The following is a 20,381-nucleotide window of genomic DNA, read 5'->3' as shown; positions in this document are numbered from 1 at the left end:
GCTGGCCCTTTTTATAAAATACGAGCGGGAAAACCTTTTGCTTCAGTATTGGGATGAAAGCGAGTGTCAGACGAAGGCGGGTTTATCCCCTTGCAATTCTGACAATCTTTTTTACGGACATTCTCGGGCCGAGGAATTGCGTAAAGGGGTTCCACTGGTACTGCTTACCGTTCAGCGATAGTACCTCACTGGGTGATCGCAAGCAGAATCCCACGGCGACCATCGGGCCCGGAAATCAAAAGGAGCTGTCCGCAGTTTTATACGGACAGCTCCTTTTGATACAGGATAGAGACTTAGTAGTTTACAGCACGATAAGCATTAACCCTTCCGTGAGTCCAGTAAGTGCCGGTACCGTTAATTCTGTCGGCAGTGTTTTCAATTGCGGAACGAATTTGCGAATTGTTTCTCCCCTGTGCTGCCAGGAGTCCAGCTACGCCGGCCACATGAGGAGTCGCCATGGAGGTGCCGCTTAAGGTGCGGTAGGTACCCCCTATATAGGTGGAGTAAATGCTGGAACCAGGAGCGGCTACATCAACCCAACTGCCGTAGTTAGAGAAGGAAGATCTTTGATCGGAGGAAGTAGTAGAAGCAACTGCGATCGCATTGCTGTAATAAGCCGGGTACGAAGGAGCAGAAGTGTTACTGTTGCCGGCTGCAGCAACAACGACGGAACCACTGTTCCAAGCGTAATTAACGGCATTGCTCAACGTGCTGGTGCCTGAAGAACCACCCAGGCTGAGACTGATAACCTGAGCACCTTGATCGGCGGCATATCGAATTCCGTTGGCCACGTCGCTCAAAGTACCACTTCCATTGCCATCCAGCACACGTACGGCAAGAATCCTTGCATTTGGTGCTACGCCGGCAATCCCCGTTCCGTTATTGGTAACTGCAGCGGCAATTCCCGCACAGTGGGTTCCGTGGCCGTTGGCATCATTCGGAACGCTGTCATCATAGACAAAGTCCCAGCCGTTAATCACTTTTCCGCTCAGATCAGGGTGATTAGCCTCTACACCAGTGTCAACAATAGCGATTTTAACGCTGCTGCTGCTTCGGGTGACATCCCAGGCGGCGGGAGCTTGAATTTTTTGCGGCCCCCATTGTTGTGAAGAAAGGTCATTCGGGGTCCACATTGCATGGAAATAATAGTTTGGTTCAGCATATTCAACATTAGGATTCTCTTTATATACTTCCAACATTTCTTCAACGGAAGCATTTTTGAATTTTATCACTTGAAAGCCCAGTTTGGAAGTTTCAGCTACTTTCACACCTGTTTTGTTGTGAATAGACTGGATAGATGTTGCTGAAGCACCTGGTTTGAACTTGACAATTAATTCACCGGGAGCATACTGGGAAGGTTGCGCTGGTTTGGCCAAAATGGTGGAAGGAACAACGAGAAGCGCCAGTACCAACAAAGCGGTGAACACACTGAAGAAGCGTTTCATAGAAATCCTCCTAAATATTTGTTTTTTCAGATTTGTGATCTGAGAGACCCACCCCACAATGACGATTCATTCAAAATACTTTTTCTGCTCATCCCTCCCCTTTACAAAACTATATTACATTTTCGTGAAAAATATTAATATTCCTCCTAGTATATTTAAAAAAATAAATATTTTTCTGTTACTAAAATATGGTTTTATACGTAACACGTCTATTTTACCTAGTCAAAAAGTATGATAACAGGCAGAATGTCATGTCTTATAGATAATCACAAAAAATAAATGATGATGGCCTCATTTGCTTAATCTTAATAAAATGGATATAAGAAGTAAAATTTCATTCTTCATGTGAATCGATCGCAATAGATTTTTGGATGAGTAATCATTTTAAGCCAGATGCATTTCGTGGTTAACCGAAATACACTGGCTTAAAATGATTAATGCTATATTAGCCGACTGCGGGAGTATATCTGCAGTCAGTATATGTAGATTTGAATGGCAACTCTGTTTGACTTTTCGATACGTTCCCCCATATTATCAATAGAATCCAGCAGACGTTGACTATTCTTACAAACGGTCCATAGGAGCAAAAATACGATCTAATTTTTTCCCTTAAATATTTTCTAAAACCCGGTCCAAGTGAAAATTATTTTCCAATGTTGCTTCTTCAACCTCTATCATATCCCTTGATTTGTAATAATCCACTGCCGAAAATGGATCTGAGGCTAATAGCTTCTCAGCCTCCTCCCGGCTATCCGCTTTTAAAATCATGATAGCTGTACCGTCTGTACACGGGCCGCAAAAAGGCAAGCGGCCCACCTCTTTTAATTGACGAAGATAGTTCACATGATCAGTGATCAACTTTGCCGTCATCAAATGTTTTTGTTTGTCAGAAAGGCGAACCACAAATTGTTTCATTATTGACTCTCCTTCAACGTAAGATTTAAAGCTTTTATTTGTTCTTTTAAGGTCTCAAGGTCTCCTTCAATCATTTCGTTTAAAGCATGGTCTGCTTCCATAAGTTTTGGATAGGCCTCATCACATGCAACAATTCCTCTTTCTGTCAACTTCACAATCGTTTCTCTACGATTCGCAGGGTTGGTAAACCGCTCAATCCATTCGTTTTTCTCCATGCGATCCAATATCCTTGTTACTGTGGGTCTTTCCAGTTCAACTAATTTTGAAATCTCACTGGGTGTAGCCTCCTTTAAATCCTTTAGAACACCGAGTACATACACATAGGATGGAGTTAGCCCTAATGGCTCCAACGCTTTCTCATACCATGCGAATACTTCTTTCCGAGCCTGTGCCAATTGAAACGCCAAACAATTAGAGTAAATTTTTTTATGTCTCATAGTTAGTATACTAACTGTTAGTTTACTAATTGTCAAACATGGAACTGCCAAACGCAGTAGGGATCACCAAGTCTGAGAGGTGTTTGCAATCCCAACTCCTCTAATATAGTACAAAACCAGGTTCGGGCGTTATGTTAGCCCCATATATGAGGCGGCTTGCCAGGCTTGTTTATTCGTTGGACTCCAGTTGCTCCGTTTTTTGAGACCTGGGATTAACACAGTCCCTACTCATGCATGCACTCAGAAAAAAGTTTAAGTACTTTTGACCCCGTTGGTAATGCCCAGTCCTGCTGTAGTTTGGCAGCGATGGCTCGCCAACTGGTAACGTTGATACCGGCTTGAACCATTCGTTGCAGAGCAGCTTGTTCTTCCAATAAGCTCCATCCTCCAGACACATCAATCACAGCATAAACATCGTATCCGTCTCCCGCTGCCGAAATAGCTGTAAAAGCCAGGCTCACATCTGACAAGGCTCCGGCTATAATTAGTTTTTGCCGTCCCGTTTGTTGTACAGCCCGGATAAATTCCGGATCCTCCCATGCATTAATAATTGTTCTCCTGATCACCGGAACATCGGGAAAAATATCAAGCAACTCTTGAAGGATAGGTCCACTTTCTTCTCCTAACCCCCCCTGAGTGATAATTACAGGCAAGCTGAAGATTTTTGCAACTCTACCAAGTGTCAGGACATTATTGCGGATATTATAAGGACTTGGGCCGCCATAGGGGATTAACCCTGTTTGGTAGTCAATCAAAAGCAGTACAGCATTTTGGGGAGTGAGTGATTTATCATCGCCTTCCCGCCTTCTCATGGGAAAAGGTTTTCCGATTTTGATCGGATAACGACCTTTTTCCCGATTATCTTCCCGGTGTATTTCATGATGTACCTCATGATGCACTTCATGATGTACCTCCGTAAATGTACCGTTTCGCGTTTTTTCTTTATTCCTGTCCTGACGATAATAAGAAGCCATGGAAATCCCCTTTACAACAAATGAACTTCTTTCACTGTATGCAATCTTGGTGAAAAAAGAGCATGTCTGAAAAATGGGTTAGGACCATCCTTGATTTAAAATTTACCGGGGAATAAGGAACTGAACCTATTCACTTCCCCAAACTATTCCGGGTGCATCAGCACATGGAAAAGAAGTGGATTACGAGCGCTTTTTTGTTGGAACTTATGACGAGTGTTTGAAAAGTGGGGATGGTTTTGACCCGGAGAAATTTAAGGAATGGGAGGATTAGTCCAACACCAGGAAGGAAGAAGTTAAAGGAGCCGGATAATCCCGCTCCTTTATTGCTGGTTCTAGTCCCAAAAGTATCTCTTTTTCTTTACACTTATCCAGAAGTTTTCGCAGAATGCATGTTCCTGCCCATTGTTCTTGATATTCAGGAGCTACAATCATGTCGCATATCAACCCTTGATAAAGTCCATCCGAAATCACTCTTCCGAGATCCGATTAACTTTTCACCTTTGTATGCTGAAACCGTATACCAACCGTTGGATATGGCTTAAAATAAACGCCCTTCATCAAATGGGTGCCTCCATCCTGTTGTTCCATACAGGTTAAAAAACTCTTTGTTATCAGGAAGATCTTCTCTCAGTATCACCATATATCGGAGTCCTCTCTATGATTTATGTTAACTGTCACTTGATCTTCGAGAGATCCCGAAGTTGATCTAAAGGATTAATATTGCATAAGCCCCCGTGATAACAAATCACCGAATCAATTTCAAAATCCAGAAATTTTTTCAGAGAACGAATGGCTGTATTCATATCTAGTGTGGTTCGCTGAACAGGCCCTCGCAAAATACCGTTCACACTGATTATGGCATCTCCGGCAACAAGGACTTTGCTTTTCTTCAAATAAAGACTAATATGGCCGGGAGTATGTCCGGGTGTAAAGATAACACGAATTCCTCCGCAAAACGGAAGTTCTTGTCCGTCTTCCAAGGTTTTATCCACCTTGGCCTTTGGGGGATTTGTGTAAAAAAACCTCAGGTCTTCAGGCAGAGACTCAAATGCCTCTTTACTCATGCGGCTTGGATCTGTTTTAATTAACGGTAGGGTCCCCTCGATATATGGTTTGTCAAGTTGGTGAGCATAAACGTCAATGCAGCCATCAGTTTCTTTCAGGATTTCGGGCAGACTGCCAATGTGATCTAGATCCTGGTGTGTCAGAATCACTGCTTTCAATTTGTCAAAAGAGACTCCAACCTCCCTCATTGCCTCACGTATTTGTTCCAACTTCCCGGGCATGCCGGTATCAATCAAAATAGCTACTTCATCGTCCCAAATCAGTGTGGGATTTAATGTTGAATGTTTACCAAAAACCTCAAATTTAAATTCAATCATTTCCACACCATCGGATACTCGCATAGCAATCCCCCTAACTTTTTAAAACGCGGTAGTGTAGGTAATAGCATTTATGTCTACTCATATAATAAGATATACCAAATAAAAATGTAAAATAAAAAATTATTATAACATATTTAATTAATTTTGTCAAGATATTTTTTTAAAAAAGAAAGCGCGAAATAGCTGGATAAAAGCTTATTCCAACAAAAAAGCTGCTGACCTTTTACTGGTCAGCAACCTTTATTTTCCTAAAAGTTTCCGGACTTTGCTTTATGCCTATTTTTTGATGGCTGGAGCTATTGTTCCACTTTTTCATAAACAGCAAGTAATTGCTTTATGATAGGGGTAATACCAGCGTAGCTGTCACCAGGTGCAATCTGGCTTTCATATATTACAAATCGCCCAGTGACAGGATTGCTGTCATAGACCGCAAAGTAGATTCCAATTACTAGAAAACTCCGTATATGAGTTTTTATTTTTCCTTCTCGGAACTAATACTCTCCACTGCTCGGCGTAAGTCTATTTCGCTTGGTGTGATATATCTGCGTGTGGTTTCCAAACTTTCATGCCCTGCCAATTGAGCGATGACTTGTAAAGGTTGATTGGCATCCACTAAGTTCCGACAAAAGGAATGACGTAGAGAATGAGAAGAGTAATCTACCAGTCCAATCGAATCTAAGTATTTTTTGATGAGATAATGCAGTCCTTGACGTGTCATGCGACTATGTCCTCGTTCAGATAGAAATAAAGCTTTTTCATCTACCTCTCCTCTTTCCTCGATCCAAGCCTCCATCGCTTTCATCAATTCTGGACTCATCAAAGCAATCCGATTCTTCCCGCCTTTTCCCGCAATCACAGTCAGTGTTTTTCTTCTTAAGTCTACATCCTGGATGTCTAACGAGACAACTTCTGAAATTCTAAGACCTGCTTGTAACATTGCTTGGCATTATTTCCCTTCTTTGGCAAACTGTTGAATTCGAGACTCGATTTGATCACGAACTCGGCGGAAAACCTCCCAGACTTCTTGCTCCGTCCCTTCCGCTTTGGCAGGGTCGTCAAATCCCCAGTGGTCCCGGTGAACGTGAGGCGGTGTCATGGGACACTTGTCGTTGGCATCGCCACACAGAGTAATTGCATAATCTGCACGGTTTAATAATTTTGGATCAATGACATCCGATGTTTGATCAGAAATATCGATCCCTTTTTCCGCCATTACTTGGATCGCTTTCGGATTGACTCCATGCGCCTCGATACCGGCACTATATACCTCGAAACGATCGCCTAAGTATTTCTTCCCAAATCCTTCAGCTATTTGGCTTCTGCAAGAGTTCCCTGTACATAAGAAATAGATGATTTTTTTATCAGACATCGATATTCTCTCCTTTTGAAATTGAAGGTTTAGTTTGATTCAGCCAGTTTCTTTGCAAAGTATTTGCGTTGGAACCAAAATGCGACGTTGACTAGGCCAATTAATACAGGCACTTCTACAAGCGGACCGATTACCGCTGCAAATGCGGCTCCCGAGTTGATGCCAAAAACGCCGATGGCTACCGCAATCGCCAATTCAAAGTTGTTGCTTGCAGCGGTGAACGAGAGGGATACTGTTTTTGAATAATCGGCTCCAACTTTTTTTCCCATATAGAACGAAACGAGGAACATCAAAACAAAATAAATCAATAGAGGAATGGCGATTCGAACCACATCCAGCGGTAATTGGAGGACGAGCTCACCTTTTAAGGAAAACATGACAATGATCGTAAACAGTAAGGCGATTAACGTAATCGGGCTGATCACCGGAATGAATTTGGTCTCGTACCATTCACGTCCTTTCGCTTTAACCAAAATCAGTCGAGTCATCAGACCGGCAAAAAAGGGAATCCCCAGATAAATCATCACACTTTCAGCAATCTGGCCCATGGTGATATTCACCACGGCCCCCTCTAAACCCAACCATTTCGGCACAATCGTGACGAAAATGTAGGCGTAAACGGAATAGAAGAGGATTTGAAAAATAGAATTAAAGGCTACCAGACCTGCAGCATATTCTCGATTTCCTTTCGCCAGATCATTCCATACGATTACCATGGCAATACATCGGGCAAGACCGATCAGAATCAATCCAACCATGTATTGCGGCTCATCCCGTAAAAACAGGATAGCTAACACGAACATCAAAACTGGACCAATCACCCAGTTTTGTATCAGAGATAAGCCAAGGATTCGGAAGTTGCGAAACACCTGCCCCAGTTCTTCATAGCGCACTTTGGCCAGCGGAGGATACATCATCAGGATCAACCCAATGGCAATCGGGATCGATGTGGTTCCCACCTGAAAACCTGTCAAGACTTTCACCATACCTGGAAAAAGATAACCAGAACCGATCCCGATGATCATCGCGAGAAAGATCCATAACGTCAGATACCGATCCAAAAAGGTAAGTCTTCTCATTACACCACTCATTAAATGTCACAACCTTTCCAGAGAATGATCCATTTGTTAATCACATAGAACTTTAAGTCCACTCGCTTTCAGCTGCTTGATCTCTTCAGAGGCACTCGGTAAAGATTGCAGGACTTTTTCAAAGAAAGGGTACATGGACCCATCCAAAGAATAGAAGACCCATTGGCCACTCCGCCGCTCTTTAACCAGTTTTGCGTTTTTCAGCTTTCGCATGTGCTGGGAAACGGCAGGTTGACTGATTTGAAGGATTTCAACTAACTCGCAAACGCAGAGATCTTCTACTTTAAGCAAGGCTAAAATACGCAAACGGGTTTTATCTGATAAGGCTTTGTGATATTCAACCAAATCTCCCCAATCCATCAATACTGATCACCCCATATTTATATATTTATTCGCTTATATAATGTGTCAAAAACTTCTCCAAAGGGAGAATGAATTTAATTAAGCATACTTGATAATCATACCTTCCAAAATATCAGCAATATCCTCGGCTGCATCTGTTAATTTTTCTAATCTTTCATAGATATCCTTCATTTTAATCAATTCAACTACTTCCACTGGAGGATTAAAAAGGGAACTAACACTTTCCCTCATTAAACGATCTCCTTCATTTTCGAGCATGTTAATCTCTACACATAACTTTCGAATGGTAGCGAAGTCTCGCTTTTGCAGGGAGATAAATGCATCCTTTAGATGTTTACCCAATGGCTCTAATAGATCAGCAAACTGAGTCATATAGTTCGTAGGTTTGTCTATATAGACAATACGAGTACTGCAAGACTCCACACCATCCAAGACATCATCCAGTTTTCCAGCTAATCGAAGGATATCTTCCCGATCAATTGGAGTGATAAGACTTGTTCAGTTCCGTGATCAGCAGTTGGGTATATTCATCACCTTTAGATTCTAATGCCTTGATCCGTTCACTGTACTCTTCCTTTTTCTCCAGAGTCTCCACATTCTCACGAAATAGGCGTATAGCTTCGACGATATTGGATGTGATATCAATTAATGTCTGATAGAAGAACTCTTCACCTTTTGCACCAAACAAACTTATACTCCCCCTTCAACTCCTTCAATAAATTCCTGTAATCAAGTTAATGATATGGTAATCAAAACATAAAATGATTATTCGCTCATACATATATAAGCATATCCTTATATAATTGTCAAAGAAAAGAGTAAATCCGAAAAAAACCAGTATTTCACTGATTTTAATGAAACACCGGTTTTTTCTGTTAAGCACTGGTGCCACGCAGGGCCAAGCGTTGATTCATATTCAACTGGAATGTACCATAGGGGTTTACATGAGCATAAATCAGCGGAGTAAGTGAACGGAAATCTTCTGGGTGAAGCTTCTTTAAAGCACGTTGGTCGTTTTCTAACAGCACTTCTTGAAACATCAAGGTATTGATAAAGACTAAGCAGTTTTGAAGAAGATGCAGGGATAATACAGCGACTTCTTGATCCTCGATTTGATTTGTTTGTATCTCTCCCCCCTTACCATAAAAGATGAAGCTGTTGGCGGAGTTCCAATTTTCTACTACATTTAACCCCTTATGGATCTCCCTTCGTATCTCCTCAAAATGAAGATAGTCACATAAAGAGATGGTCTTAATTGCCTTTCCTAATTCTCCTAAAGCACGGTAGGTAGGATGGTTGCTATTGCAAATAAATCGTTTCAGAATTGCTTCTGTTTCCGCTGTTCCTAGACGTAAAGCAGTAGCGTATTTAATCATTTGATCATACTGTTGCCGATAAGATCCCAATTGATTGGCCGGGTTAACACAGGGTCCAAATTAGGATATAGATCACCTAATCCTGTCTCGGGTCGGTATAGCTTTTGCGAGTGAATAGCTTTAAAGCGTGGCATAAGCTGAAAGCCCAGTAGGTGACAAAACGCAAATGCAATTTCACTTTGGCCATGTGTGTCTACATAATTTTTTTCGACCTCCATTTCAGTGCAGTGGCGAAGTAATCCCTCCATCATGGCTGCAACTTCTGAAGATGAGCAAGATTTAAGCTGCGAATAGATACAGGTTGAGTTCTTTTCTACATGCCAGTAGATCATCACTCCACGACCGCGATAACGAATATGCCAATCGATTTGCACCAACAACCCAGATTTCTTTTGCACCTGAGTTTATCTCTTAACGCTTGCAACACACTGATTTCATAATTAATGCGGTTGATACGATTCGCTTCCTTATCAAGGACGGTATCTAGCCAAGAAGAACGGACAACTCCTTCAATTGGAATATGATCGTTTTCAGCATAATAACGATGAGTCGTATTTGCATACTTCTTTAACAGCTCCAACGCCTCAATAACCGGCTTATGAACATCATTGTTTGATCGGAAATCGAGAATATCAAGGATTTCCGGAACCATCCTTCGATAGTGAGTACCGTAGGAGGCTCGCATGACTGTATAAACTTTTTGACGGAAAGCCGGCCCCGTATGTTTAATTTCTTTCACAAGATCACGCAATGTCTGTTCATTCACAACCGGATAAAGAACTTCTTTAATGATCCCATCTGGATGTTCAAGGGCTTTTTCTGCCATGCGATATAGGAGGTTTGTTTTCCCACTGACCTTTTTTAAATCATGGAGAATTTCTTTTTCCACTTTCCGTTCTGCCCGGGCACCGATCCGATCGTTCAATAAGCTTATTGACGTGAGGCAATGCCGCAAATGGCTGGTGATGGCAAGGCCTAAGCCGCTGCCTCCATATGAAGAATTTCGGGAACCATCACTTTGATAAATTCTTTCAAATATGTTCCCAAGATCCTCCTTTGAGATACCCGGGACCCTGATCCCAGATGAGCAGTTGGTACTCATGGGCAGTTTCAATAAGCTCTATCCCTAACACTTTTCCTTCTTTTCCATAATGTACGGTATTCTTGATGATATTACCTATGATTCTTATAATGCTTAGACGATCCGCCATGACGAGGCAATTTTTTTCTTCCGGGATATTCAATTTTAGTTTTATATCATATTTTTTAAGCTCAGGCAAAAACTCAATCAACGATTCCCTGGCCATTTCAGCTAAATCCAGAGATTCTGGCTTCCTTGGAAATTCATCTGCATCCAGCTTTGCCAAAGTAAATATTTCATCTGTCAACTTTAAACCTTTTGATTTCCTCTCCAAAATCTTGAGATATTCCCGTTTTTCTTCTTCTGTAGCAGCTATATCATCTTTTAGAGCATCTATATATCCGATAATTGAGGTAAGGGGGAGTCCGACTATCGTGAGAAATACTAGAAATAATCCTTCTTCTTGCTGCCTGTGATTGTATCGTTTGAACATGAAGCTTTCTTATGTGTACCATAACTGTATTATCATCCTCCAGATAGTTACTGTCCCAAACATTGCGAAAAAGTTGTGTCTTGGTAAATACTTGCCCGGGATGGGTGACGAAAAACTTCAGTAGTTGGAGTTCTTTTGCTGTCAAAGATATCTCTTTTCCATCTTTCATGACTGTGTAATTTTTTAGATCCATTGTCAGTCCTTTAAACTTTATAAGTGTTTTTTCATGAGAACTGTCGACGCTGCCCAGTATTAAGAATCTCCTCATATGAGCCTTCACCCTGGCGATCACTTCATTGATACTAAAAGGCTTGGTAATATAATCATCTGCTCCTATGCTCAGACCTAAAATCTTATCAACTTCATGATCTTTAGCAGTGAGCATCAGTATGGGTACGTTTGTTTTGTTTCTAAGTCTTCTACAAACCTCAATACCATCAACCCTGGACATCATCAGATCTAATATGATTAAGTTATATTTGTTCCTCTCAAACAGAAGAAGGGCTTCCTCCCCATCTACTGCCACATCTGCCTTATACAATTTTCTTTCCAGATATTTTTCAATAAATCTCTAATCTCTTTTTCATCATCAGCGATAAGCACTCGAATATCTTCCATGTTTTCACCTGCCTCTTATGTCATTTTCATGGATGATCAATTATTTTACTGCCTATTCCTAAATAGTGATTACCTAAAGTGTAGCAATATGCCTGATTTCAAATACAATAGGGGGTTGTTTAATTAGATTTTTTTTCGTGTTTATCTGAAGAGAAAGTTACTAGCATGTAAAATCCTCCAATCGGAGCAACAGCAGGAATAGAAGAAAAATTTTTTCATGAACGATAAACCTCATTGTTTGTTACTTCTCTTCCTTTGTGGTTGATCCTGGTTGGAAAGGGATTGATCTGAGCTGGGATTCGGCCGATTGACCAGCCACGCACCAAAGATGACAGCAATAATACCAAGTAGCGTGGTTAACGTAATTGATTCATCTAAAAAAATCATTCCAAGTATGACAGCAACAACAGGATTGACCAGCATGATAAACGAGTAGGTTACACTATGCAGACGTTCAATGAGAAAAAAAGTCAGCCAGTAAGCCAACGCGGAACCGATCAGAGCCAAGTACATTAGTGTTCCAAGGCCAGACCAACTCATGGCACTGCCAATGGATACAGGAGGATCCATTGCAAGGGATAGTCCAAGCAAATAGAGACCCGACACCCCCAGGTGAATCGTTGTATTTGCATATGTATCTCCGCGAATGTAGCGTTTGCTGAAGGAATAGGAAAGAGCATAGCAGAACGCCGCCGCAATCATCGCCAGCAACGCTAACAGCCGCATCTCGTCGTTACCGGAAAACCCGTTACCCTCACGCTGTAGAGATGTGAGTACAACACCAATAAAACCAATGACAACTGCCGCGTATTGAACAGCTGTCACTTTCTCACGTGTCCACCACCGGGCCAATAACAAGGAAAAAAGCGGAACAGTAGCAACCAAAACCGCTGTCTGCCCGGACGGAAGGTACCGCTCCCCCCAAAAGATCAGCGCAAACGCACTACCATTAAAGATAGCAAACAAGATTAAATTACGCCACTCGACCCAACTGCGCGGCAGAGTTCGACGTATCGTCAGCATTAACAATCCTATAGCGAAACAGGCGACAAGATTCCTTAATGCAGCCAACAAGAAAGGAGGCCAGACCTGAAGTCCGATTTTTATGAACAGGTATGTAGAACCCCAAATGAAACACATGGCTATAAAGCTAACTGCAACAGAAAAGCGCATTTACCTTACCACCTCCGCTAAAGTTACTTTAAAAAGGTTGTCTTTTCCTTTTATACAAATAACAATCCCCCTTGACTTAAATCATAAAGAGGGATTGCATCATTTTTCTTGTATAAAATTGCTCTTTCGATACTGGTTTGGGGTTACACCAAACATTCCTTTAAAGTCGCGCGTAAAATGGCTTTGATCGTAAAATCCGTTCTCTAAGGCGACTTCAATTAAAGACTTCGTTGAATGTAAAGCTTGCTTTGCTTTTAATATACGTAAATAACGTTGATAACTATGAGGAGGAAGACCGATCTGATTTTTAAACGAGCGAATGAGATAATAAGGACTTAATCCTGCAATGCTGGATAAATCATTTATGGAAATTTCCTCTGCGTAATGAGCTTCAATGTAATTCCTAATCCTGGTGATAGCGGCGGTTTCTTTTCCTTTCGATGGAAGGGTGTATTTTTTATCCGCATGTTTGGTTACTAGCTTTGCGAAAGCGAATAATAGCTGACTTTCTTGTTCAAGAATAGCCGATCGATTTAATAATGTAAAAAAGAGATTGGATAGAACCATCCAGAGTTCTGTGTCATTAATGACCGGATGTGTAAAAAAAGGAAGACCTTTTCTCTGCCAATGGAGTTCATCTAGTACTTTTTCTATAAGAGGAATGTTAATATAAATATCACGATAAAACCAACCCGTTTCAGAATTTGCTTGCCCGGTATGAACTTCACCGGGATTTAAAATAACCAGACATCCGGGATGAGTTTGCCAGTATTCCCCTCGATAAAAAAATGAACCCCTCCCGTCATCATGAATCCCAATGGTATAAGCCTCATGTATGTGTTTAGAGAAGGAATGACTAAAAAGTTTAGCATGAAATAATTCAATCCCCTGCACCTTTGAAGATTGCTTTAATTGGGCAAACTCCTTTTTTCGCAATATCCAACACTCTCCATTCGGTATGCCTTGTTCAAACTGCTTTTCGTGTGTCTGGAAATGATAATCTTTTTTGTGATATAAATAGTTGTAATTGGGTAGAAGATACCGAAATCGACCGATGCTTTCTCTAACCCTACTGTCAGTTTCACACGCAGATGTTCATTACCTCCCACCCCTATTACAACAAAAACAAAATGTTTTTGCCATAAAAGGAGTTACATTTATGTCCTCTCAAACGAATACAACTCTTAAGTCCAAACCATCCATTTTTTATGGATGGTATATCGTGTTTATTGCGGGTTTAGGTATATTTTTCTCTGGCCCGGGACAAACCTATTCGATCTCTGCTTTTATCGAATCCTATATCCACCATTTTGGATGGAGCCGTTCTCTTGTATCAGGGATCTATTCCAGTGCAACACTTACAGCCGGTATTTTACTTTTGGTTGTAGGACGTTTAATTGATCAATATGGCCAACGGCTCATGATGGTGATCGTCGGGATCCTGTTCTCTCTGGCATGCTTATGGAACAGTCTGGTGACTCAGCCCTGGATGCTTTTTGTCGGCTTTTTCCTCATCCGGTTACTCGGTCAGGGGTCCATGACTCTCATTCCCAGCACCTTAGTTCCTCAATGGTTTATCCGTCAGCGCGGTAGAGCCATGAGCCTGATGGCAATCGGAGGATTTCTTGGTTCCGCTCTTGTTCCGCCGATCAATGGATACCTTATTCACCGGCTGGGGTGGCAATATTCATGGATCGTATGGGGGATGTTGCTCCTCGTGATATTTGTACCTCTGGCGGGTTTTTTTGTTCGTAACCGCCCGGAGGATATGGGTTTACAACCGGATAACGGTCTTTTAAAACATCAAGATAACAGTACGGACTCTTCTTTCACAGAGAGAAGCTGGACGCTAAAAGAAGCCATTAAAACAAAAGCTTTCTGGCTGATTTTATATTGTGTCGGTGTTCCTGCCCTCGTAAATACGGCTATTGTCTTTCACCTTCCTTCGATCTTGAAAGGGAATGGGTTAGACATGAATTTGGCAACGATCATTCTCAGTATCATGGCGATGGTTGGTTTTCCCATGACATTTGTTTCTGGCTATGCCGTGGACCTTTTTAAGGTAAATCGGGTGCTGGCAATTGCATATATGGCTCAATTAACAGTTCTTACCTTCTTTTTAAGTGTGGAATCTTCGCATTGGATCGTACTCATTGCCCTGATCTGGGGAATTCAGAACGGAGTTGAACAGATTACCCTCAACGTAATCTGGCCTAATTATTTTGGCAGAGCCTATCTGGGAAGCATTAGAGGAGTAGCCATGATGACCACCGTCGTCAGCTCTGCCTTTGGTCCCGTGTTATATGGGGTTGCTTATGACTACTTCTATGGATATAAAGAGGTTATACTGGCAACAATGCTGCTTCCCGCGATAGCTATTTTGAGTTCACTTGCTCTAAAAAAACCGGACATCAGTGATCACAGTTATAAACCAAGTAAAAAACAGATGATCTGAGGAACCAGCGTAGAGGCAGCGAATATTGATGTTGTCGTCATTTATCCGGGAAATAGAAAAACGACTTGAGACTGCGTATAGCCCTCAAGTCGTTTCGTGTTTATACAGAAAACTCAAGAATGACATGTTAATATTTAACATGAGGAAAACACCATCATTTCTTAATGTTCTATAGGAAAGAATAGCATTTCTTCGTTGCTGTGGCCAAGAATACTCCTTTTTCATTCAATAAAATACATCTTGCCGTCTACTTTGAGAGAAATGGTTGATTCCGTCAAATCCTTCTTCCTTGATCCATCCGAAAAGCTATACGTTTCATCTTGGAAGCAAGAATCTGCCCCCCTTTTTTGTTCAAAAGGGGGGCAGATTCTACCTGCGTTCTCATCTGATTTACGTCATTTTCCAATATTCTGGATGTCATTGACTGCTTTTGAAATATCCTCTATTGATTGAAGAAGGTCCGCGTTCTCCAACAGCTTCGGATCAATCTTACCGTCTTTTACATTATCTAGATATGTGTCGATCACTGTTTCCAACTGCTTATTGTGTCCCACAATTACATCATGGTATTCCTGCACATTTTCGGGAGGGGTCAATTGATTGAAGTCCTGGATCTCTTGTTTTACATTTTTTAATTTTGTCTCCAATTCCTGTCTCGATGCAGGATCTGTAGTTGCTTGTTCAACTAATGAGGGAGCCGTATTGTAAAAGTCGGTGATCACCTGCGCGTACTGAGCGGCTTCGTCTGCATACTCAATCGTGTTTGTGACATCCTCTACCACAGAACATCCTGCGGCAAAAACGAACAGGATTGACAAAAGAACCAGCAAACTTTTTTTCATTTAAATAAAAACCTCCTGCCTACCTACAAGAGATGATTACTTATTCGTCTAAGGGAATTTTTGGAAATTGATATCCTGATTTGCCGTCCTCTTTCTTCACAGGCTTTATGTTCCAAAAATTCTTTACTGCGTTATTTGAGGATTCAGCTGACTCATTCCGTCTCCCCTTTCGAGTACAGAGATAGGGCTTACTTCATCTTTTCTACCCTTTAAGCCAATTCATGAAAACTGATTTAACATGTTCATCATAATCTGATTTAGGTCTTGTCGACAATAACTTTTTATCATCTACTAACAAACCGTAAAATATTACTCAATCCGTAATGATTCGCCATTATCCTAAAACTCATCTTCAAAAGCCGGCCCTGTGTAACAGGATTATACACAGTTCAGTTAATTTGCTTATTTCCTGTTGTCAAAACGCCCTATTTTACGGGGTGTTTTTCTTTTGCTTCCCTTTATTTATCAGGTTTTTATCGCATTTTCGTGTGCAAAATGTGAGCAAATAACTTTCTTTGCATAACGCAAAATTTATTGTTGACAAATTTACGAAACGCAAGTAATATAATAGTTGAAGTTGAAAATGTTGAAGTAAAGGGGATATGTGAAAGTGTCGACTGTAAAACGATTAAAAAAAAGCGACATTGTGAAAGTGAAATTTTTCAAGTTTGACCATATCAGAAACCGTTATTTAGATTCAATCGGAATCATTGTCAGAGTTGCGAGAGTAGCAGGGACTAATCAAAAGGCTTACAGAGTCCGATATTATAATCCGAGGGCTGGTAAAGTGGTCGAGGAATATTATCATGATTCCGCTTTGAAAGTGATTAACCCGGAAAAAGATATTAATCCGAAAGTATGGGAAGTGGAAAAAGAGCGTTTGTGTTTGACCACACCTTTTTAAATAAACGGAGGGGTTAAAAATGAAATGCAAAACTTGTGAAGGCGATGGAATCCTTTTTGTTATTGTTGACGTTTTAGGCGTAGAACATAAGGTTAAATGCCATGCTTGCAAAGGGGTCGGAGAAATTAAAGTCCCTTATGACATTGAAGAATAACATGGGCGGTCATTAAACCGCCCATTCAAATAAACGGAGGGATATTGATGAAGCTGAAAGCAAAAGCGATAGATTTAAACGACGAATGGATAGAGGTTGATTTACTCGAAACTGATATACGGCATGCTCCAGACGATGGAGTCACCTACTTTGAAAATATATCTGGATGTTATGACCCGGTTGCAGTTGACAGGGAAACGATTCAAATTGTGCAAAACGGTGATGAAAATGTTAGACAATAGAATAATTATTGCGGCTGGCTTAAACGTTGGTATAAACGATTATAGGAATGTTCGTTCCCCTCCCCTATCGACAAAATAAACCGTTTTCGCTTAGAAAGAAGCCGGGGAGGAGGGGCCAAAAGCGAACAATACCATAAAATAACAAATCCTTATTTTATGCAGCTTTAGCCTCCCTTCTCCCCCACCGATACCCCTAAAAAACCGGACAAAGAGGACGAAATTTGAAAGAGAAAACAGAAGAGAGAGGAGGCAGCCTGATGTTCTGGGAGAAACACTACAAACATCATAAACTTTTCTTCAAAACGTCTATCCGTGTTTATTGTGCCATCTTACGTATTGACACTGAAAATAATAAATTTGACTTAGATGTATTCATAGGAGAGCCTTACTTCTCAGATGGTACGATAAAATATGCTGAAGAAGCCTATAGTATTGGCGGTTGGAAAGGCGTCGAGTTGACCAACCCCAAAAAGGTCCGGGAATGTGCAGAGGAAACAATTAGAGATTACGAATTACCGGAACGAACGGCAAACTATTTGAAACTAAATAACCATTTCTTTGACTTGAGAAAAGAGGACGAAATACCGAAATATCAGGAACCGGAAAAGCCGGAAATACATGACCACGAGGAGAAACAAGAAAGAAGTTATATTCAATACTTGATTGAAAACCCCCATGAAGTTGAAGAACTGACAGCAGAAGAACAGACGGAACTGTTTAAGAAAAGCGAAAAGCTGAAACAGACGTTTATGGAGTGGTTTTGGTTGACCAGACAAGCCAAATGACTTTATATATGTTACTCATTAGAAACCAATGAGTAACTTTTTTAATTTACCTCTTGCATTTTGGCCTCAACTTGGTATAATGATAATAGAAAGTTACTCATAGGTTACTCGTTAGAAACTTTTTAATAAAGGAGATATGCAAAATGGAATTCAAAGATGTATACACTCTTTACTTAACGGACATTATGGAGCGGTTTAACGTAGACGCAGGCAAAGCGGAAGAAATTTTTATAAAGGCACTTGTGAGCAACGTTATTTTCGCCGAAATTTCGGAACAAGTTGATTTTCTTGTAGAACGTGAAGGCATTGAAGAGAAGAAAGAAGAGAAACTAAAACATAAAAACATTAGTCTCACTGAATTTAAAAAGATGTTTCCAGGGTACAAGCTCACGAAGAAAACCCTTATTAGCTACATTAAAGAAGGTTACGACACCATTAAAATAGATGGTACTGAAATCGACATATCAGCAAACGAAAGAGTGACGCATTTAACGGCCCGATTTATTAAAGACGGTTGGATTTATTGCGTTACAGCATAACTGTTGTAATCGCCGGGCCTAACATGGCCCCTACAAATAAAACAAATAAAAAGGAGAATGACACATGCAACAGTGGAATATTATTGCAAAATTGCAGGACGGGAATGAAATATATGACTATGAGGAATTATTCATGGGAACATCAGCACAAGCTGAAAAATACCTTTATGACGTTGCCTGCGAATTTGGTTGCTATATTGAAAGCTACAAAATTATTCCGGTGTAATAATGCCTAACATGGGCCGACAAACAAAAACGCATAAAAGGAGAATGATAACATGTTAATTTCGGTAGACGCTGGACGTTCGTATGTAAAAGTTGTTTTCCAAACGAAACCGGGGATTTTCAAAACGTTCCTTTTCCCGTCATGGATTACAAAATACTATGAAACAGATTGGGACGTTTTGACAGGTGAAAACGATTATGTTATTGAGCACGAGGGAGAGGCAAATTATATTGGTGAAGTGGTTGAATTCGTAGCGGACGGGGATTCAGGACGCCGCATGGATGAAGACAAGGGAAGTAAAAACACGCTTTTATTTATCCTGGCTGCTCTCTACCGGGCCGGGGTCAATCAATATGAACCGGTCGATTTAGTTACCGGCGTTCCGCTCGGCCGTTTTAACTCAGACATGGAAAAAGTAAAGGAAATGTTAGAAGGCTCGCACAAAGTAACCATGTATACGAAACACGGCAAAGAAATGCGGACGATTAATATTAATCGTTGCGCGGTAACTGTTGAAGGGGCTGGAGCTTTCTTCGACCAGGCAACAGAGGAAGAAACCCACGTCATTGACTTGGGAAGCCGGACAGTGAACTGTCTGACGTTCCGCCGAAAAAAATTCCTTGCTCCCGCTTCTCTAACGTTGCCCTGGGGCTGGGATACCTTGAAAGAGGAAAATAGAAATTATGAACGCGTAGCAGAAACACTGCACGGCGAACTATCAGCCAAATGGCACACAGATGCGCGTATCATCGTTGTAGGAGGACAAGCAGAACAACTAACCCCGGCCATTCGTGAATATTTTCCTTACGCTTCAACCGTAGACGCCCCTCAATTTGCAAACGCGCGAGGATATTATAAAATAGGTAAAGTAATGTTTGGATATTAACAGGAGGCGGCGGCTATGAGCGAAAACGAGAACAAGAAAAGAAAGGAGAAAACAGTTGAAAAGGCCCCGGTTAACTTTAATTTAAAGGATAAGCAAGAGGCCCAACTATGGGAATACCTAAACCGGGTTTCGGATAACCATTCACAGTATTTTAAACGGCTGCTTTATTTGGAAATGAGGACAAACCCAAACGGTGACGGGTCATTTTATCCAGTTGGTCCCGTTCCGCAAACACAACGGGAACAGGAGCCTGAACCGGAAGAGGAAAAAGAAAATTTCTCGGCGGATGATTTAGGTGGGATAGTAGGGTAAAATATTATTATTGAGAGGACGGGGAATAAAATGAAATTGACTAAAAAGATGGTTAAGGAATTCGCTGAAAAATACTTGTCAATGGAACAAGCAACCGCGACACCTTGCATTTATTACCATGACGGTAAAATTGATTTTTCACACGGGTCTACTACCTGGGGAACCGCTGAACCGGTCCATCATGGGCAAGCGAATATCTTAGCCGATACTGGAACCCTAAGCGCGTTTTCTTACGAACGAACCAAAAAGGATTTTATAGAAAACCTTTACCATCATCTAAAAAGCGAATTGAAAAAGGTAGAAGAGGAGGCGTAAA

The 20,381-nt window shown here is 41.1% G+C and carries 24 protein-coding genes and 2 pseudogenes; 9 read left to right on the top strand and 17 right to left on the bottom strand.

Going from position 1 to position 20,381, the window contains the following annotated elements; genetic code table 11:
* Nucleotides 1-293: 293 nt before the first annotated feature.
* The 16 genes and pseudogenes from I8U27_RS12515 to I8U27_RS12440 form a co-directional block, all read right to left on the bottom strand.
* Entirely contained in the window at nt 294-1,445 is a 1,152-nt protein-coding gene (locus tag I8U27_RS12515) for a S8 family peptidase (RefSeq protein ID WP_181752311.1), read from the bottom strand.
* A gap of 609 nt (nt 1,446-2,054) precedes the next feature.
* Nucleotides 2,055-2,360 (bottom strand): YciI family protein, encoded by a 306-nt coding sequence (locus I8U27_RS12510; RefSeq protein WP_181752312.1) that lies wholly within the window; start codon nt 2,358-2,360, stop codon nt 2,055-2,057.
* Nucleotides 2,360-2,755, bottom strand: a complete 396-nt coding sequence (locus tag I8U27_RS12505) for a MarR family winged helix-turn-helix transcriptional regulator (RefSeq protein WP_181752313.1) — start codon at nt 2,753-2,755, stop codon at nt 2,360-2,362. The genes I8U27_RS12510 and I8U27_RS12505 overlap by 1 nt, the downstream gene beginning before the upstream one ends.
* 266 nt (nt 2,756-3,021) lie before the next feature.
* Entirely contained in the window at nt 3,022-3,771 is a 750-nt protein-coding gene (locus I8U27_RS12500) for an isochorismatase family protein (protein ID WP_181752314.1), read from the bottom strand.
* Between the two features lie 674 nt (nt 3,772-4,445).
* Entirely contained in the window at nt 4,446-5,177 is a 732-nt protein-coding gene (locus I8U27_RS12495; protein WP_181752315.1) for an MBL fold metallo-hydrolase, read from the bottom strand.
* A 451-nt stretch (nt 5,178-5,628) separates the two neighbouring features.
* Nucleotides 5,629-6,093 carry a tyrosine-type recombinase/integrase gene (locus I8U27_RS12490; protein ID WP_181752316.1) on the bottom strand — a complete coding sequence of 155 codons (465 nt, stop codon included), beginning with the start codon at nt 6,091-6,093 and terminating at the stop codon, nt 5,629-5,631.
* Between the two features lie 9 nt (nt 6,094-6,102).
* Nucleotides 6,103-6,525: an arsenate reductase (thioredoxin) gene (arsC, locus tag I8U27_RS12485; RefSeq protein WP_181752317.1), complete on the bottom strand. Its 423-nt coding sequence runs from the start codon at nt 6,523-6,525 to the stop codon at nt 6,103-6,105.
* Between the two features lie 29 nt (nt 6,526-6,554).
* The gene (gene arsB / locus I8U27_RS12480) at nt 6,555-7,604 is read right to left on the bottom strand and encodes an ACR3 family arsenite efflux transporter (protein ID WP_181752425.1); all 1,050 of its coding nucleotides are present in this window, start codon (nt 7,602-7,604) and stop codon (nt 6,555-6,557) included.
* Nucleotides 7,605-7,652: 48 nt separating this feature from the next.
* Nucleotides 7,653-7,976: an ArsR/SmtB family transcription factor gene (locus I8U27_RS12475; protein WP_181752318.1), complete on the bottom strand. Its 324-nt coding sequence runs from the start codon at nt 7,974-7,976 to the stop codon at nt 7,653-7,655.
* 81 nt (nt 7,977-8,057) lie between these two features.
* Entirely contained in the window at nt 8,058-8,423 is a 366-nt protein-coding gene (locus tag I8U27_RS12470) for a DUF47 domain-containing protein (RefSeq protein ID WP_232345468.1), read from the bottom strand.
* 31 nt (nt 8,424-8,454) lie between these two features.
* The gene (locus I8U27_RS12465) at nt 8,455-8,667 is read right to left on the bottom strand and encodes a hypothetical protein (RefSeq protein ID WP_181752319.1); all 213 of its coding nucleotides are present in this window, start codon (nt 8,665-8,667) and stop codon (nt 8,455-8,457) included.
* Nucleotides 8,668-8,854: 187 nt separating this feature from the next.
* A pseudogene (locus tag I8U27_RS12460) lies at nt 8,855-10,217 on the bottom strand (Tn3 family transposase); the annotation flags it as partial.
* Between the two features lie 169 nt (nt 10,218-10,386).
* On the bottom strand, nt 10,387-10,743 hold the full coding sequence (locus tag I8U27_RS12455) for a HAMP domain-containing histidine kinase (protein WP_181752320.1): 357 nt from the start codon (nt 10,741-10,743) through the stop codon (nt 10,387-10,389).
* 70 nt (nt 10,744-10,813) lie between these two features.
* Nucleotides 10,814-11,547 (bottom strand): annotated as a pseudogene (locus tag I8U27_RS12450) (response regulator transcription factor).
* A gap of 231 nt (nt 11,548-11,778) precedes the next feature.
* Entirely contained in the window at nt 11,779-12,720 is a 942-nt protein-coding gene (locus tag I8U27_RS12445; protein WP_181752321.1) for a DMT family transporter, read from the bottom strand.
* Between the two features lie 99 nt (nt 12,721-12,819).
* Nucleotides 12,820-13,656 (bottom strand): AraC family transcriptional regulator, encoded by an 837-nt coding sequence (locus I8U27_RS12440; RefSeq protein ID WP_181752322.1) that lies wholly within the window; start codon nt 13,654-13,656, stop codon nt 12,820-12,822.
* A gap of 223 nt (nt 13,657-13,879) precedes the next feature.
* On the opposite strand from I8U27_RS12440, the gene I8U27_RS12435 reads away from it, so the two are divergent.
* The gene (locus I8U27_RS12435; RefSeq protein ID WP_181752323.1) at nt 13,880-15,175 is read left to right on the top strand and encodes an MFS transporter; all 1,296 of its coding nucleotides are present in this window, start codon (nt 13,880-13,882) and stop codon (nt 15,173-15,175) included.
* A gap of 395 nt (nt 15,176-15,570) precedes the next feature.
* On the opposite strand, the gene I8U27_RS12430 is transcribed toward I8U27_RS12435, so the two are convergent.
* Nucleotides 15,571-16,017, bottom strand: a complete 447-nt coding sequence (locus I8U27_RS12430; protein ID WP_181752324.1) for a DUF6376 family protein — start codon at nt 16,015-16,017, stop codon at nt 15,571-15,573.
* Between the two features lie 610 nt (nt 16,018-16,627).
* On the opposite strand from I8U27_RS12430, the gene I8U27_RS12425 reads away from it, so the two are divergent.
* From I8U27_RS12425 to I8U27_RS12390, 8 genes are all read left to right on the top strand, one after another.
* The gene (locus tag I8U27_RS12425; RefSeq protein ID WP_181752325.1) at nt 16,628-16,921 is read left to right on the top strand and encodes a hypothetical protein; all 294 of its coding nucleotides are present in this window, start codon (nt 16,628-16,630) and stop codon (nt 16,919-16,921) included.
* 201 nt (nt 16,922-17,122) lie between these two features.
* A complete protein-coding gene (locus I8U27_RS12420) occupies nt 17,123-17,317 on the top strand; it encodes a hypothetical protein (protein WP_181752326.1) in 195 nt (64 codons plus the stop codon).
* 221 nt (nt 17,318-17,538) lie between these two features.
* Entirely contained in the window at nt 17,539-18,102 is a 564-nt protein-coding gene (locus tag I8U27_RS12415; protein ID WP_181752327.1) for a hypothetical protein, read from the top strand.
* 143 nt (nt 18,103-18,245) lie between these two features.
* A complete protein-coding gene (locus I8U27_RS12410) occupies nt 18,246-18,641 on the top strand; it encodes a hypothetical protein (protein ID WP_181752328.1) in 396 nt (131 codons plus the stop codon).
* A 64-nt stretch (nt 18,642-18,705) separates the two neighbouring features.
* A complete protein-coding gene (locus tag I8U27_RS12405; protein WP_181752329.1) occupies nt 18,706-18,867 on the top strand; it encodes a hypothetical protein in 162 nt (53 codons plus the stop codon).
* Between the two features lie 52 nt (nt 18,868-18,919).
* Nucleotides 18,920-19,753, top strand: coding sequence for a ParM/StbA family protein (locus I8U27_RS12400; RefSeq protein WP_181752330.1), 834 nt, complete (start codon nt 18,920-18,922; stop codon nt 19,751-19,753).
* A 15-nt stretch (nt 19,754-19,768) separates the two neighbouring features.
* A complete protein-coding gene (locus I8U27_RS12395) occupies nt 19,769-20,065 on the top strand; it encodes a hypothetical protein (protein ID WP_181752331.1) in 297 nt (98 codons plus the stop codon).
* A 30-nt stretch (nt 20,066-20,095) separates the two neighbouring features.
* Entirely contained in the window at nt 20,096-20,380 is a 285-nt protein-coding gene (locus tag I8U27_RS12390) for a hypothetical protein (RefSeq protein ID WP_181752332.1), read from the top strand.
* The last annotated feature ends 1 nt before the right edge of the window (nt 20,381 follow it).

The organism is Paenactinomyces guangxiensis (assembly GCF_016055185.1).
Taxonomy (GTDB): Bacteria; Bacillota; Bacilli; order Thermoactinomycetales; family Thermoactinomycetaceae; genus Paenactinomyces; species Paenactinomyces guangxiensis.
The sequence above is the reverse complement of the archived record's forward strand: the minus strand, read 5'-3'. Positions and strand labels throughout refer to the sequence as shown.